The following is a 14,272-nucleotide window of genomic DNA, read 5'->3' as shown; positions in this document are numbered from 1 at the left end:
ACCTTCTTGCGTCTGTTGCTTGTGTCGGGGCAGCGCTGCTCTTGCCGGAACCGGCCAAATGGACCGCCGAGAGAATCTGGTTCGGGTTCGTCGTGTTGAGCTTGTGCGTCGTGGGTTGGCCCTGTTTCAGAAATGCACTTCGGATAGGTCCCGGGCTTTAGCGCCAGGCAGATTCAGCGATCTTTTCATTCGGCCCCCGGTGCGGCAGTCTCATCCTCCTGAGGGAGGGAGATCTCATGCATGCTTCCCTGATCGCTACCGCCTTGGCCTTGGCGTTCGCATCACCCGTCGTCGCTCAGGCCCAGGAATCGAACGCCCCCGCCTTCGACATGGTCGAGGAGTTTCAGGACTTCTGTCTCGAACCGGACGGCAACCTCGAATGGGCCGAGGAATACGCGGTCGACTACGGCTACGTCCCCGCCCAGGAGCGGGCCGAGGCCTTCAGACCCCTCGGCAACGACAGCCATGCCAGCTACAATTTTGTCTGGGCCCGCGAGGTGGATGGAGACGACGTCCAGCTTCTCGTGCGCCCTGCCGCCTTCATTCGTGCAGGCCCGGTCACAGCCTTCTTCAACATGTGTTCGATCGCGGCTCACGGTGAAAGCCGGTCGGCCATTCAACGGCGAATGGCCCGCCTGCTCGGCATGGATTCCTTCCGTCAGAAGGACACCTCCGTATTCGCCTGGACGCCGGAGGGTGAGTACCGCCGACCAATCCGTCGCAACGCGTTCGAGAATGTCGGCGCCGAGACCCATTTCGAGCGGGGCATGCGGATGGTCACCCTGACCAACGCAGACGATCAGGTCATCCTCACCTACTTCGCCCCCGGCCGGGATTGCCGTGTCCTTACGGTCTACAGCCCCGACGAGCCCAACATCTACTGCGACCGGGTCGAAGACCGCCGCACATTCCGCCGGCGGCAGTAGGGTATCTCCTGTCTTCCCATCCGCCGCCCGGTGCGGCAGTCTCCCTCTCCTGAGGGAGGGAAATCTCATGCGTGCATCCACACTCGCCGCCGCGCTCGTTCTCGCGATGGCCTCACCGCTCGCGGTTCAGGCTCAGGAGGCCGCCCCGGCGGTCGCCCCGGCCCCCGCTGCCGATCCCGCCGACGTGGCCTCGCCCGAGGCCATCATCAACGCCGTCTATGAGGTCATCTCCGGTGACGCCGGCGTGGGCCGCGACTGGGACCGTTTCCGCTCCCTCTTCCACCCCACCGCCCGTCTGGTGCCCTCCGGCTTCAATCCGGCCGGCAATATGGTCGTGCGCGTCTGGACGCCCGAGGAATACGTCACCCGCGCCGGGCCCGTCCTCGAACGCGACGGCTTCCACGAGCGGGAAATCGCCAGCCGCACCGAGCAGTTCGGTTCCATGGCGCACGTCTTCTCGACCTACGACAGCCGGCGCTCGGCTGATGATGCCGAGCCCTTCGCGCGCGGCATCAACAGCTTCCAGCTCGTGTACGATGGCACCCGCTGGTGGATCCTCAGCATCTACTGGACCGGCGAGACCGAGGCCTCGCCGATCCCCGCAGAGTATCTGCCCTAGGCCCGACGCTCGCGCGCGGCCCGGTCGAACAGGGCCGCCGCGACCAGCCACCCGGCCATGAAGATCAGGGTCACGCCCGGTGGCAGGTCCTGCTCCGTTGCACGGGCATACACCGCCAGTCCGCCCTGCCCCGCCGCCAGCGCCAGCATGAGCAGGCTCATGCCTCGCGCCCGGAACTGGGCGGCCAGGGTCCCCACGGCGGCCATGACCACCAGCGGCCACACCCAGACATTGGCCGGATTGTCCTCGGCCCCGATCAGGCCGACCGCCAGATTGCCGACGACCAGCCCAAAGGTCGTGCCGATCGCGACCGCCGCGCCCATCCGGAACATCAGGCTCTCCGACGCGCGCAGCACCAGTTCCCCGACGCCGCACGCCACGGCCAGCAACACGCCCATCAGGGCAAAATCATACAGGTTCCACCGAACCTCCGTCGTGAACTGCATCGCCACCGCCGGCGCCAGCAACAGGGCCGCGGCCCCGCCCCACATCACCGTCCGCAACAGGTTCGTCTGTCCGTTGACCAGCTTCACCGTCTCTCCACTCATGTCCGTCTCTCCCGGGGCTGAAGTTGAGCCGTCACCGTGCCCCCCCTCGTCCCTGAGCGTCCTGAGCGAACCCTGAGCAGATGGTGAAATCAGCGCCACATCCCCACAAACTGGAAACGGGCGGGACCTGCCACTAGTCTCCTGACAGGGCAGCCATTCGTCGGGGGGAGACAATGAACAGCTCGGCACACCTTCTTGTCCTGATGTCGATCATCCTGGGGCTCGGCATCCGCGACCTGCTGGTCGGCGGGCGTGCCGCCGCCATTGATCGACCGCGCGAGGATCTGGCCCTCCTGCCGTTCCTCGCCGGTCTCCTCGTCCTGCTCGCGACGGTCCAGTTCTGGTGGTACCTCTTCATCGTCGCCAACCGCGATGTCTGGGGCACCAACTTCTTCCTGTTTGCGACCGTGCTCCTGCGCCCGGCCCTTCTGTTCCTCAGCGCCGCCTCAGTGTTTCCACCCGCGGGACGGCCCGGCAATCTGGAGGATCACTATTTTCGCAATCGCGGCTTCATCTATCTGCCGCTCGCCGCGTTCGAGCTGCACAATCTCGTGGAGTCAGCCACCAACCTCGGCACGCTCCGCCACGCGGCTCACATCTTCCACGTTCTCTTCACCGTCGCCTGCGTGGTTCTGGCCTTCTCGTCCAGCCGCAGGTGGCACCGCATCCTGCTCAGCCTGCTGCTGATCTCGGCCCTCCTCTTTATCGGAGTCTTCAGCCTTCGCCTGACGTGAACCGCGCCCCTGGCAGCATGGGAAAGGTCACCAGCGACACCTCCCACAGGTCGACTTCCGCCAGCACGCGCAGCCGCCCGTCGCGCCGCGCCCTCACCGCGCGAAAGCCGATCGACAGGCCATCCAGGCACCCGGCCCGCACCAGCGCTGCCGCCATCCGGCCTTCGGGTGTGACGTCCAGGATCCGACCCTCGACCTTCAGCCCGCGGTCGTCCTCCTCGATCCGGGTCCACAGGCCGACCGGCGTCCGCTCGCCGTGCTGATACAGCATCCGCACCCCGCCCGGTCCTCGCCGCGCGACGCTGGCGGCAAACGCCCCCGGCACCACCACATCCCCCGCCAGATCCGCCACACCCCACAGCGAGGCATAGCCGGTGATACGCAGTGACGAGTAACGAGTAGCGAGTGGCGAGGGCAGTCTCGGTTCGTCATCCACCGCCCGGGCGTCAGAAGCCATCAGCCTGCTCCTCGCCGGACGCGCTCGTCACACGCCACTCGCCACTCGTCACCAAAACCCTCTCGATCCGCTCCACCGCCCGCCGCGTCGCCACGCTCTGTTCTTCGAGCCGGGCCAGCCTCTCGGCCACCAGCCGCTGCTCGCCCACCTGCATCTCCAGCGTCTCGATCCGGGCTGCCGCCCCGCCCGCCCAGATCAGACCGCCGACGGTCTGCAGGATCAGCATGCTCCCCAGTGCCAGCGCCGCGCGCTTAAGTTCCCCCGTCACAGGCCCACTCCCGCCATCTGCCGGCGCTCGTCCTCGGTCAGGAAGCTCGCCGCATTCAGCCGGGCCCACAGCGCATCGCGCTCGGGCGACAGCGCCGGCACAGCCTCCAGGTCCGGTTCGATCCGGCATCCCGGCAGACGCGGCGACAGCCAGGCCGTCAGGGCCCCGGCGGCCTTCCTCACCAGCGGCACCACCGTCTGCCGCCAGAAGGCGACATTGGCCTCGCGATAGTTGGCATAGGTGGCATCCCCCGGGATCCCCAGCAGCTGCGGCGGAATCCCGAACGCCAGGGCGATCTCGCGCGCCGCCGCATGCTTGCCGGCGATGAAGTCCATCTCGGCCGGCGTCAGGCTCATGGGCTTCCAGTCCAGCCCGCCTTCCAGCAAGAGCGGCCGTCCGGCATTGGCCGGCCCCGCATGCGCCTCACCCAGCTCGGCCTTCAACCGCTCGAACTGTTCTGTGGTCAGCCGCTCCCCGTCCCGGCTGGCATAGACCAGCGCCCCGCTCGGCCGCGCCGCATTGTCCAGCAGCGCCTTGTTCCAGGCCCCCGACGCGTTGTGCACGTCAATGGCAAAGGCCGCGGCCTCCAGCGGCGAAAAGCCGTAGTGGTCATCGGTCGGATGAAACAGCTTCAGATGCATCACCGGCATCCAGCCGTCGGCCTCACGCCCGATCCGGACCGACCGCCCGTCCAGCCCATAGTCATAGGCCTCGGGCCAGCCATGCCGTCCCGGCACCACCTTCACCCGGTCGGGCCGCAGCGACCACAGCTCCTCCGGCAGACCCGCGTCATCCCCGCCGGCCCCCTCGACATAGGCATTGCCCGCGGTCTGCAGGGCCCCGTACAGACCCTCCAGGAACTCCGGCCCCGACTGTTCGGGATTCGGCCGGGCCAGCAGTTGCGCCAGACCGTGGTCGCGGCACTTCACCTCGCCGTCGAACACCGCCAGCGGCACCGAGGCCGCCGCCTCGGCGATCATGCGGATGGCGCGATAGGCGACCGGGTTCTTGCCGAACCCCTCGCGCGCCAGAGCAGCATAGTCGCGCGGCGTCCAGCGCGGACGCCCGCCTCCGGTCAGGGCGATCAGCGGCCCCGTCCGGCTCTCCTTGGTTTCGGGCACGACTGTCGTACCCCGGCGCAGGCGCCAGCGGGACCAGACCATCTCAGTCTCCTTGATCGTGAAAGCTCAGGCGCTCAGCGCCACGAGGGTGGCGTCGGGCCGGGCATCCGGTCGCAGCACCAGACGCGTCAGGCATCCGCCCATTTGGCCCGTACCGTCACCGCCGCCCCCCAGCGTCAGACGCGTCAGACCGCCGGGCGCGATGCCACTGCTGTCCGCCGCCGACAGGCTGCCGTTTCTGGCCAGCCGAAACCCATTCGTTTTCGCGCGCAGGGCCACGCCCTGACCTGCCCCGCTGACGACCGGTCCCGGCACTGTGCAGCGCGCCTGCTCGACCCCGCCGCTGACGGCCCGGCCGCCGACGGCCCCGTCCATGGCCCCCAGGTCAAGGCGGTTGTCACTCGTTCCACTGTCCAGGCAGGCCGCGATGCGCAGGTCGGTACCGGTCGCAGCCACCCGGCCGTGCAGGGTGAATTTCGCGGCCAGGGTCACCTCACCCAAGGCCTCGAGGTCCGTGAGGCGTGCGACGTCGGCAGCCCGGCTGGCTGCAGCGCCCGTCGTCACGATCGGGCTGGTCGCCAGCACCCCGGCTTCCAGCTGAAAGCCTGTGAACTTCAGGGCGCGCGTCGTCTGGCCGGCGTAGCGCACCAGCCCGCTGTTCGCCGAGGGCCCGACTCCGGTCGTCACGGTGCTCCAGACCCGCCAGACCTTGCCTGCGAGCGGCTCCATGCCTGCGGGACCGCTCAGGATTGCCCCCCCGACCAGCAGGCAGAAGTCGCCGGTCGAACTGGTGGCGCCAACGGCGGGCGGCGAGCCGTCGGGGGTCTCCACCCACACCTGCACGGTATAGGCCGTCGCCGCCGCCAGGATGACCGACTGATAGGCATAGGCGGCGGCCCCTGCATTGTTCAGGGCCAGCCAGTTCAGGCCCGACAGGGGCGGAGCGCCGGGCGGCGCCGTATCCGCGACATTGCCGTTGCCGCCCAGCTGGCCCTGCGAGGGCGCAAACCGCGGGAACAGATTGGTCGATGCCGGTTCGCACCACAGACCCATGTCGGTTCGACGCGGGGTATGCGCCGGAAAGCTTGTGTAGGTTCCGTCGGCGTGCCGCCCCCAGGCCGTGCCTGCCCGGCTGTAGCTCCACCCCGGCAGGGCCGTTAGCCCTTCCAGCGGCGTCCCGTCCCAAACATGCTGGTCGGTTCGCAGATCCAGCACGAAGCCGGGCTCCGGCCCTCCGCTGCCGCCCGGCGTCTGCCGCAGGGCCAGGCCGCCGGGTGTCAGATCGACGCCCAACCTCATTCCGACAGCGCCACGATGTCAGCGGCGGTCGTCCCGGTTTGCAGGACCCGGCGCGCCTGTACGGCGACGTAGCCGACAGGATGGTTCTTCAGCGTGACGGCGACCGCCCCGCCCGCCGGGATCAGGGTCAGGTCCCCCGCTGTCCCGACATAGAGCGCCTTGGCCCAGGGGGTCAGATCGGCGCCGTCGGCGGGTGTCACGGTCGCGGCCATCCGGGCCGGGGCCGCCGCAGTGGGCGCATGGGTGCGATAGGCGTCGGGGCTCGACGTCATGGCGGTCTCCTTCAGGGTCGATGAGGGGCTACAGCGCGCGCAGTCGCGGCTCGGCCCGGGTTTCCAGCATCAGATGGGTGATCGCCCACACCAGAGCGTCGGCGCGGTCTGGGCTGGCGCCCGCCTCCCCGCTGCCGAGGGCCATCATGTCTTCTTCCAGTGCGGGCAGGGGCGCGCAGTGCACCACCCGCCCCTGTTCATAGAGGGCCGCGACCGGCTCGGCCCGCGCCCGCTTCGAGCGCGTCGCATGCACCGACAGGACCGGACACCGGCACCCGCCCTGCACCAGCAGGGTCCGCACCATGTCTCCGCCCTGATTGACCTCGGCGATCACGGCCGCAGCCTGCTCGCGTCGCACCACCTCGGCCACGATCCGGGCCCAGGCGGCGGGCGAGCGGCCCCGAACGGTCTCGTCGGCCAGCACATAGGCCCGGCGATCCCGCCGCCCGGCCACCACGATTCCACAGGCGTCGCCATGGGCCGCCGCCGGCGGATCCACCGCCACCACCACCCGGTCCAGCGTCACAGGACGACTGCCGCGCGCCCGCGCCAGATCCTCGGCCCGGAACAGGGCCCCGTCGGTCTCGATGATCCGGCCGTCCAGCTCCTGGGCCTCCAGCCGGGTGCCCGCGTAAAGCGCCTTCAGATGGTCCAGAAACCCCGGCGCCAGATTGCCCGCATTCACCGCTGTTCCGGCCCGGCTGACCTCCAGCCCCGGCTCGGCCAGCAGCCGCCTCAAGGCGGGCATCGGGCGGGGCGTGGTCGTCACCACCAGCTGCGGGGCCTCGCCCAGCCGCAGCGCAAATCTCAGTGTGTTCAGCGTGCGCTCCGGCGTCCGCCAGGCGCAGAATTCATCCACCCAGGCCGCATGAAACTGCGGTCCTCTCAGCGCGTCGGGATCCTCGGCCGAATAGGCATAGGCGACCGATCCGTTCCTCCACTTCAGCCGACGTCGACTGGACTCCCACACGGGTCTCTGGTCGGCAGGCCCGAGGTTTCGTAGCCCCGACGCCCCCTCGATCATCACCTCGCGCACGTCATGAAGCGCCGGCCCCACAAGGGCCAGAACCCGGGTTTCACCCAGCGCCATCCGGTTCAGCCACCATGCTCCGGCATAGGTCTTCCCCGACCCCCGCCCGCCCAGCAGCACCCAGGTTCGCCAGTCCACCGGCGGTCCGACCTGGTGATCGTGGAGCAGCGGCAGGCTCGCAATCGCCCGCTCCAGTTCCTTCCGGGTCAAGTCCTCGGGCTGCACGGAGTCGTCCCACGGCAGCCCGATGGTGCGCCATGCGGGATCGCAGCTCGGCCCGCAGGGCGTCCATCGTGGCGGGGTCGTCGGTGTCACCGGTCTCGTCATCCCCCTCCCCGTCCGGGCTCACCCCGTCCCTCGCGGCCGCCGTCATCAGACTGCCGACCAGCTTTGCCGCCCGTGCCACGCTGGCGATCGCCCGTGCATGTCGGTCCAGCCCGGCCACGTCCTCGGGTGACAGGGGCACCTGCGGCAGCAGCGCCGCGATCCGTTCGATTTCTGCATTGAGTATGGCGGACAGGGCCGGGGCCCCGTCCTTGCCGCCGTCGTCGCTTTTTCCGGCCATGGATGAACCCTAGCCGACCAGCGTCCTCAGGCGCGCAAATGCCCGCGACAAATATTCAAGATGTTGTATTCAGTGGCATTAATCCTGCCAACTCGCCTGGCTGCCGCTCTCAGCCCACCAGCGACACGGCCTCTTCCGCGGAAGAAGGGTCCAGCACGGCGCTGATAGTCTCCATCAGCTCGGCCACATGAATCGGCTTGCCGACATGGGCATCCATCCCCGCGGCATGGCACACGGCCACCTGCTCCGGCTGCACATTGGCCGTCAGGGCGATGATCGGGACCTGTCCGGTCGGGCCGCTTATCGCGCGGATTTCCTGGGTCGCCATCAGCCCGTCCATGACCGGCATATGGACGTCCATCAGCACGAGGTCATAGGCGCCGTTCCGGACCGCTTCGACCGCCTCGGCGCCGTTCTCGACCACATCCAGCGACAGACCGAGGCCCGCCATGATCACCGACACCAGCTCACGGTTGGCCGGCGCGTCGTCGGCCATCAGGATGCGCAGGGCCCGATCCACCTCGATGCTTTCAGCCTTGTCCGCCGACCTTTCCGCGGCGTCCATGGACTGCAAGGGCACCTCGAACCAGAAGGTCGAGCCTTGGCCCGGTCGGCTGTCGACCCCGACCTCGCCCCCCATCATCTCGATGAGCCGGCGCGAGATCGCCAGTCCCAGACCCGTCCCGCCAAAGGTGCGTGTGGTCGAGGCATCGGCCTGCACAAAGCGTCGGAACAGACGGCTGGCCTGTTCGGCGCTGATACCGATCCCGGTGTCCGACACCGCCACCCTCAGCCGCTCGTCCTCATATCGGGCCGCGATCCGGACCTCGCCCTGCGAGGTGAACTTCACCGCATTGGACAGGAAGTTCAGGGCCACCTGTCGCAAGCGCCCCTCGTCGCCGACCAGACCCGGCGGCAAGGTGTCCGAAAGCTCGCGAACCAGCACCAGTCCCTTCTCCTGGCACTGGCTCTCGACAATCCCGGCGGCCGCATCGACCAGCCCACGCGGATCGAACGTTGTGGGGTCCAGCCCCACCGCATCGGCCTCCAGCTTGGAATAGTCCAGAATGTCGTTGATTACGCCCAGCAGGGCATCCGACGACGTGGCGATGCGGTCGACATAGCGGCGCTCATCCACCCCCAGCGCCTCAGACTTTTGCAGCAGGCCGGCAAAGCCGATCACGCTGGTCAGCGGCGTCCGCAACTCGTGGCTCATATTGGCCAGGAATTCCGTCTTGGTGCGCGCGGCGGCCTCGGCCCGGTCGCGTTCGGCCTTGAGGTCATCCTCCAGCCGCTTGGTTTCAGTCGCGTCGCGGATATTGTCCTGGATCTCCAGCGGCCGCCCGTCGTCGCTCCAGAGGATGCTGGGGTGAGCGTCCAGCCAAGTGTAGCTGCCGTCCTTGCGAATGCCGCGATAGCGCAGTTGCGGCGAGGCCGCGCCCGGTCCGGCCGCGATGAAGTCACTATAGGCCGCAGCGATCGGGCCGTGGTCATCGGGATGCATGACGTCCCAGGTCCGGCGACCGACCAATTCCTCGGGCGTCCACCCCATCAGCGGGCCGATGGCCGGCGAGACATAGCTGATGGTGCCGTCCATGCCGAAGACGGCAATGACGTCCTGGGTGCGCTCGGCCAGGGTGCGGAAAGCGTGTTCGCTGGCCGTGATCGTGCGGTGGGCATGCTCCTGTTCCGTGACGTCGCGAAACACGCCCAGCAGCGCCACCACGGCGCCTTCAGCATTCTTCTGGGTATCGGCATGGCTCATGACCCAGCGGATCTCGCCGTCCGCGCGACGCAGGCGGAGCCGCAGCTTGTACCCCTCGCCCGTCTGCAGGGCATGCGCCACCGCCGCCTTCAGCACGGGCTGGTCGTCCGGATGATAGGCACCGATCGCGTCATCGTAGCTTGGGTCGAAACTGTCCCGGGTGACGCCGTGGATGCGATAGACCTCGTCGGACCAGGTGACCCGCAGGGTCTCGGCGTCCAGCCGCCACTGCCCCACCCCCGCCATCTCCTCGGCCAGTCGCAGCAGTTCCAGTCGCTCGGTCATACGCCGCGACTCTTCGGCCCGCTCGAGGAAGTCGACGGCCAGGGCACCGGCCTGCGCCAGGCCGTCCATCTGGCTCTCATCGAACTCGGGATGAGGGCGGATATCCATCACGCCGACCGCCCCGATGGCCTCCCCCGCCGCATTGCTGATGGTCGCTCCGGCAAAGAAGCGGAGCCAGGGCTCCCCCACCACCAGGGGGTGATGTCTCAAAGTCGGGTGTTCACGGGCATCGGGCACGATCAGGCTGGCCCCCGGCCCCTGCGCGACCAGAATATCGGTCGCCGTCACCTCGCGCCGCATCTCTGCCTGGCCCAGGCCAACATTCGAGCGGAACACCGTCTGGCTGCCGTCGATCACGGCAATCATCGCATGCGGCATGTCGTACAGCCGACAGACCATGGTGGTCAGCCGGTCGAGCGGGGAATCCAGCTCGCGCGAGCCGGACATGATCGAGGCGCTCTTGCGGCGTTTTTCTCCCATCCGACAAGTGTCGGACAAAAAGCCGAAATTTTGGTTAGCGGCGACCGCCGGTATCCAGACCGCGTTCCGCCATCCACTCCGGCGCCTCATAGGCCAGGGCGTCCTCCGGCTCGTCCAGCGTCAGTTCCGATACCGTCTGCCCGCGGATCGAAACCCCGGCCGTATGGACCGTCTCCGGATCGCCCGAGACCAGCGGATGCCAGTCCGCCAGATTCCGCCCCTCGGCCAGCCGCCGGTAGGCACAGGACAGCGGCATCCACTTCAGCTGCGCCACATTGCCCGGTGTCAGCTTGATACAGTCCGGCACATGCCGCTCCCGCTCCGCATAGTTGGAACAGGCACAGGTCGCCGGATCGAACAGCTTGCAGTGCACCCGGGTCGGCACGACCTCACCCGTGTCCTCGTCCTCGAACCGCACGAGACAGCACAGCCCGCACCCGTCACACAGCGCCTCCCATTCCGCAGGCGACATCTGTTCCAGGGTCTTCGTTTCCCAGAAGGGCTTCATCAGATCCTCCCCCGTGCAACGGGGGAGGGGGACCACGGAGTGGTGGTGGGGGCGAAAGCGTGCACTAACTGATCCATGAGAGCTCCGGTTCTTACCCAGAAACGTGCACGACGTCTCCGTCGGAAAATGTCGCTGCCGGAAGTTCTCCTCTGGCAGCGACTACGGGGACGAGGCTTCCGTCGCCAGCACCCGGTCGGTCCCTTCATTCTCGACTTCTTCTCCTCCAGCGCCCGCCTCGCCATCGAGGTCGATGGCCTCCAGCACGAGGCCCGAGCGGATCAGGATGCCAGGCGCGACGCACATCTTCTGGGTCTGGGCATCCAGACGCTTCGCATTCCCGCATCCGAAGTCCTGCGCGACCCTGACGGGGCGGCGGAGTGCATTCTGGGACATCTCAACACAGACTAGGGTGGAAACTCTCGACCGAACCCCTTAAGTCAGCCCTCGTTTCCGCCCCCTCCACCACGCCTTGCGTGGTCCCCCTCCCCCGCTACGCAGGGGAGGATCCAGGTGTCACCATGGCCGCGCGCCCTCCTCTTGTCGCCCTCAAGGACGTCCGTCTCCAGGACGGCCCCCGTCCCCTGTTCGACGGCGTCGACATCGCGATCGAGCCGCGCACCCGCGCCTGCCTCGTCGGCCGCAACGGTGCCGGCAAATCCACCCTGATGAAGATCATCATGGGCCAGGTCGAACCCGACTCGGGCGAGCGGGCGGTCCAGTCCGGCATCCGCTTTGCCAATGTACCCCAGGAACCCGTCATCACGGGCGATACCCTGCTCGACTATGCCACCTCTGGCGAGGCCGAGCCCTGGACCGCCGAATCCTGGCTCGCCACCTTCGGCCTCGACCCGGCCAAGCCGGCGGTCAATCTGTCGGGGGGCGAGATCCGCCGCGCCGCCCTAGCCAAGGCCTTCGCCGAAGAGCCGGATCTCATGCTCCTCGACGAGCCGACCAACCACCTCGACATTCTGGCCATCGAAAAGCTCGAGGAAGAGCTGATCTCGGCCCGCTGCGCCGTGCTGGTCGTCAGCCACGACCGTGCCTTCCTCAATCGCGTCACCCAGACCTGCCACTGGCTGGAAGGCCGCCGCGTCCGCAGTCTGAACAAGAGCTTCAACGCTTTCGACGAATGGGCCACCAAGGTCACCGAGGAGGAGGCCGAATCCCTGCGCCGCCTGTCCAAGACCATCGAGCGCGAGACCGAGACCTTCTACCGCTCCATCACCGCCCGCCGCACCCGCAACGAGGGCCGGGCCCGGTCGCTGGCGGCGCTGCGGGCCGAGCGCGCCGAACGGCTGAAGGACGTGCCCCGCGACCTGCAGCTCGGCGTCGACTCGGGCGCCCTGTCGGGCAAGCTGGTGGCCGACCTGAAGGGCGTCTCCAAGACCTTCGGCGACCGAACCGTCATCAAGCCCTTCACCACCCGTATCGTTCGCGGCGACCGGCTCGCCATCGTCGGCCCCAACGGCGCGGGCAAGACCACCCTGGTCAAGATCCTGCTCGGCGAGCTGGCCCCCGACCAGGGCACGGTCAAGCTCGGCGCCAACCTCGAGCCGGTCTACCTCGACCAGTCGCGCGAGGGGCTGCGCTCTGACACGACCCTGTGGGACGCGCTCACCCCCGGCGGCGGCGACTCCATCCTCGTGCGCGGCGTGTCCAAACACGTGGCCGCCTATGCCAAGGACTTCCTGTTCCAGGAGGGCCAGTTGCGCCAGCCGATCTCGACCCTGTCGGGCGGCGAGCGAAACCGCCTGCTGCTGGCCCGGGCGCTGGCCAAGCCGGCCAATATGCTGGTGCTCGACGAACCGACCAACGACCTCGACATGGACACTCTCGACAAGCTGGAAGAGCTGCTCGAGTCGTATGACGGGACCTTGATCCTGGTCAGCCACGACCGCGATTTCGTCGACCGCCTCGCCACCTCCACCATTGCCATGAACGGCCGCGGCGACATCGTCGAGACCCCCGGCGGCTGGACCGACTTCATACGCCAGAATCCCGGCTTCCTGCAGGCCGGCGTCAACCCGCGCCCCCAGGACGCCGAGGCCGCCCGGCGCGCCGCCGCAAACCCGGCACCTGCCAGCGTGGCGGCTCCTGCGGCTCCGAAGAAGCCTGCCAAACTCTCGTTCAAGGACGCCCATCGGCTCAAGGAGATCGAGGGCCTTATGGAAACCCTGCCGGCCGACATCGCGCGCCACGACGCCACATTGGCCGACCCCGACCTCTACGCCCGCGATCCCAAAGCCTTCGACCGTGCCATGACCAACGCCGCCCGCGCCCGGGCCCAGCTTGAGGCGATCGAGGCCGAGTGGCTGGAGCTGGAAGAAAAGAAGGCTGCGCTCGCGGGCCAATAAGGAGGGGGCTCAGGCCCGGTCGGATTCCTCGAGAGCCGTCACGAGATGTGAACCCGCGACGAAGTCCACGCTGGCTGTGTCTTGGGCCCGTTTTGGGGTGCGCGAATAATTCCGTCGTTTCTTGAAGCTGCCGAACTTGGCGACACGAACCGTTCGACCGTGAGTCAATTCCTCGACCATGACCTCAACCAGCACGTCGTACGCCTTGGACAAGACCGCCTTGGTCAGACCGGACTTGGCCGCCATCGCGTTGACCAACTCGGATTTGGTCGCCGCCTTTCCTACCCTGCTCAAGTCGTTCTCGGGCGCGCCGAAGGTATCGCCCGCGGCGCCGACGGCATCGACGAAACCGCTGGGCATCTCGTAGCGAGGCGCCGCCTTATAGGCTGAAGTCGTCATGTTAGCGCTCCGATCACTCGTGCTCTCTGGGCCTCGTCCGTGACTCGCCAGATCGCATCCCACTTGTACCCTAAAAGCAAGATCTTCCCCAGAGCCTGACCGTTGTCCACCGTGCGCGCCAGATCGTACATCAGGACTTCAGATGGGGTTTCCCTCACCAGGTTTTCAAGCTCGCGCTTCTGGGCAACCGTGCAACCTCCACGTTTGGCCATGGCCTCCAGACGCTTGAGCAAATCCAGTCGGCATTGCTCCGCGTCCACCGGAAAGGCACCCAGCCGCGCCCAGGCATAGCCTCCGATATCGAAATCCGCGAAGGCCGCGCAGTAGGCGACATTCAGATAGTCATAAACGACGGCGGCATTGCGCAAAGCGACCTTCGTCCGGCCGTTGTCCTGAAGATGTCCCGCCAGCGCGAGCAACTCGAAGTTCACCTTCAGTGCCCCTGACTCATCTCTTTCGAATGTCTGCACCAGACGAACCAAGGGGCTGTCGAGCACGAGTCGACAGCCATCTTCATCGACGACCCATTCGGCCGGCGCCTGATCATCCAGCCCCGCGCAAAGAAGATTTGTGACCAGGGCAAGATCAGCCTGGGAGATCTCCAGATAGGCCCAGGCCTCCCGAACATGGCCGCCCGGGACG

The 14,272-nt window shown here is 67.6% G+C and carries 16 protein-coding genes; 5 read left to right on the top strand and 11 right to left on the bottom strand.

Features of this window, described 5'->3' with window-relative positions; all coding sequences use genetic code 11:
* The first annotated feature begins 236 nt into the window (after positions 1–236).
* Positions 237–926, top strand: a complete 690-nt coding sequence (locus tag J7346_RS05180) for a hypothetical protein (protein WP_209118436.1) — start codon at positions 237–239, stop codon at positions 924–926.
* A gap of 67 nt (positions 927–993) precedes the next feature.
* Positions 994–1,545 carry a hypothetical protein gene (locus J7346_RS05175; protein WP_209118434.1) on the top strand — a complete coding sequence of 184 codons (552 nt, stop codon included), beginning with the start codon at positions 994–996 and terminating at the stop codon, positions 1,543–1,545.
* Here the strand turns inward: J7346_RS05175 and J7346_RS05170 are convergent.
* Positions 1,542–2,093 (bottom strand): hypothetical protein, encoded by a 552-nt coding sequence (locus J7346_RS05170; protein WP_209118433.1) that lies wholly within the window; start codon positions 2,091–2,093, stop codon positions 1,542–1,544. The two genes, J7346_RS05175 and J7346_RS05170, sit on opposite strands and share 4 nt — an antisense overlap.
* A 173-nt stretch (positions 2,094–2,266) precedes the next feature.
* Between J7346_RS05170 and J7346_RS05165 the strand changes: the two genes are divergently transcribed.
* On the top strand, positions 2,267–2,827 hold the full coding sequence (locus J7346_RS05165) for a hypothetical protein (RefSeq protein WP_209118431.1): 561 nt from the start codon (positions 2,267–2,269) through the stop codon (positions 2,825–2,827).
* Here the strand turns inward: J7346_RS05165 and J7346_RS05160 are convergent.
* From J7346_RS05160 to J7346_RS05125, 8 genes are all read right to left on the bottom strand, one after another.
* Positions 2,808–3,284 carry an HK97 family phage prohead protease gene (locus tag J7346_RS05160; RefSeq protein WP_209118429.1) on the bottom strand — a complete coding sequence of 159 codons (477 nt, stop codon included), beginning with the start codon at positions 3,282–3,284 and terminating at the stop codon, positions 2,808–2,810. The genes J7346_RS05165 and J7346_RS05160 overlap by 20 nt on opposite strands.
* The gene (locus J7346_RS05155; protein WP_209118625.1) at positions 3,274–3,510 is read right to left on the bottom strand and encodes a hypothetical protein; all 237 of its coding nucleotides are present in this window, start codon (positions 3,508–3,510) and stop codon (positions 3,274–3,276) included. The genes J7346_RS05160 and J7346_RS05155 overlap by 11 nt, the downstream gene beginning before the upstream one ends.
* 38 nt (positions 3,511–3,548) lie before the next feature.
* A complete protein-coding gene (locus J7346_RS05150) occupies positions 3,549–4,715 on the bottom strand; it encodes a phage portal protein (RefSeq protein WP_209118427.1) in 1,167 nt (388 codons plus the stop codon).
* Between the two features lie 24 nt (positions 4,716–4,739).
* Positions 4,740–5,972, bottom strand: a complete 1,233-nt coding sequence (locus J7346_RS05145; protein WP_209118425.1) for a hypothetical protein — start codon at positions 5,970–5,972, stop codon at positions 4,740–4,742.
* Positions 5,969–6,244: a hypothetical protein gene (locus tag J7346_RS05140; RefSeq protein ID WP_209118423.1), complete on the bottom strand. Its 276-nt coding sequence runs from the start codon at positions 6,242–6,244 to the stop codon at positions 5,969–5,971. The genes J7346_RS05145 and J7346_RS05140 overlap by 4 nt, the downstream gene beginning before the upstream one ends.
* 28 nt (positions 6,245–6,272) lie before the next feature.
* Entirely contained in the window at positions 6,273–7,601 is a 1,329-nt protein-coding gene (locus tag J7346_RS05135) for a terminase family protein (RefSeq protein WP_209118421.1), read from the bottom strand.
* Between the two features lie 347 nt (positions 7,602–7,948).
* Positions 7,949–10,336, bottom strand: coding sequence for a PAS domain-containing protein (locus J7346_RS05130; RefSeq protein ID WP_209118419.1), 2,388 nt, complete (start codon positions 10,334–10,336; stop codon positions 7,949–7,951).
* Between the two features lie 67 nt (positions 10,337–10,403).
* A complete protein-coding gene (locus tag J7346_RS05125; protein WP_209118417.1) occupies positions 10,404–10,877 on the bottom strand; it encodes a YcgN family cysteine cluster protein in 474 nt (157 codons plus the stop codon).
* 75 nt (positions 10,878–10,952) lie between these two features.
* Between J7346_RS05125 and J7346_RS05120 the strand changes: the two genes are divergently transcribed.
* Positions 10,953–11,285 carry a DUF559 domain-containing protein gene (locus J7346_RS05120; protein ID WP_209118415.1) on the top strand — a complete coding sequence of 111 codons (333 nt, stop codon included), beginning with the start codon at positions 10,953–10,955 and terminating at the stop codon, positions 11,283–11,285.
* A gap of 110 nt (positions 11,286–11,395) precedes the next feature.
* Entirely contained in the window at positions 11,396–13,231 is a 1,836-nt protein-coding gene (locus tag J7346_RS05115; protein WP_209118413.1) for an ABC-F family ATP-binding cassette domain-containing protein, read from the top strand.
* Between the two features lie 9 nt (positions 13,232–13,240).
* On the opposite strand, the gene J7346_RS05110 is transcribed toward J7346_RS05115, so the two are convergent.
* Both J7346_RS05110 and J7346_RS05105 read right to left on the bottom strand, forming a co-directional pair.
* Complete coding sequence (locus J7346_RS05110; RefSeq protein ID WP_209118411.1) at positions 13,241–13,630, bottom strand: HU family DNA-binding protein; 390 nt, start codon at positions 13,628–13,630, stop codon at positions 13,241–13,243.
* Positions 13,627–14,127, bottom strand: a complete 501-nt coding sequence (locus J7346_RS05105; protein WP_209118409.1) for a hypothetical protein — start codon at positions 14,125–14,127, stop codon at positions 13,627–13,629. The genes J7346_RS05110 and J7346_RS05105 overlap by 4 nt, the downstream gene beginning before the upstream one ends.
* Positions 14,128–14,272 lie beyond the last annotated feature (145 nt).

This window comes from Brevundimonas sp. A19_0, assembly GCF_017744255.1.
GTDB lineage: Bacteria > Pseudomonadota > Alphaproteobacteria > Caulobacterales > Caulobacteraceae > Brevundimonas.
The sequence above is the reverse complement of the archived record's forward strand: the minus strand, read 5'-3'. Positions and strand labels throughout refer to the sequence as shown.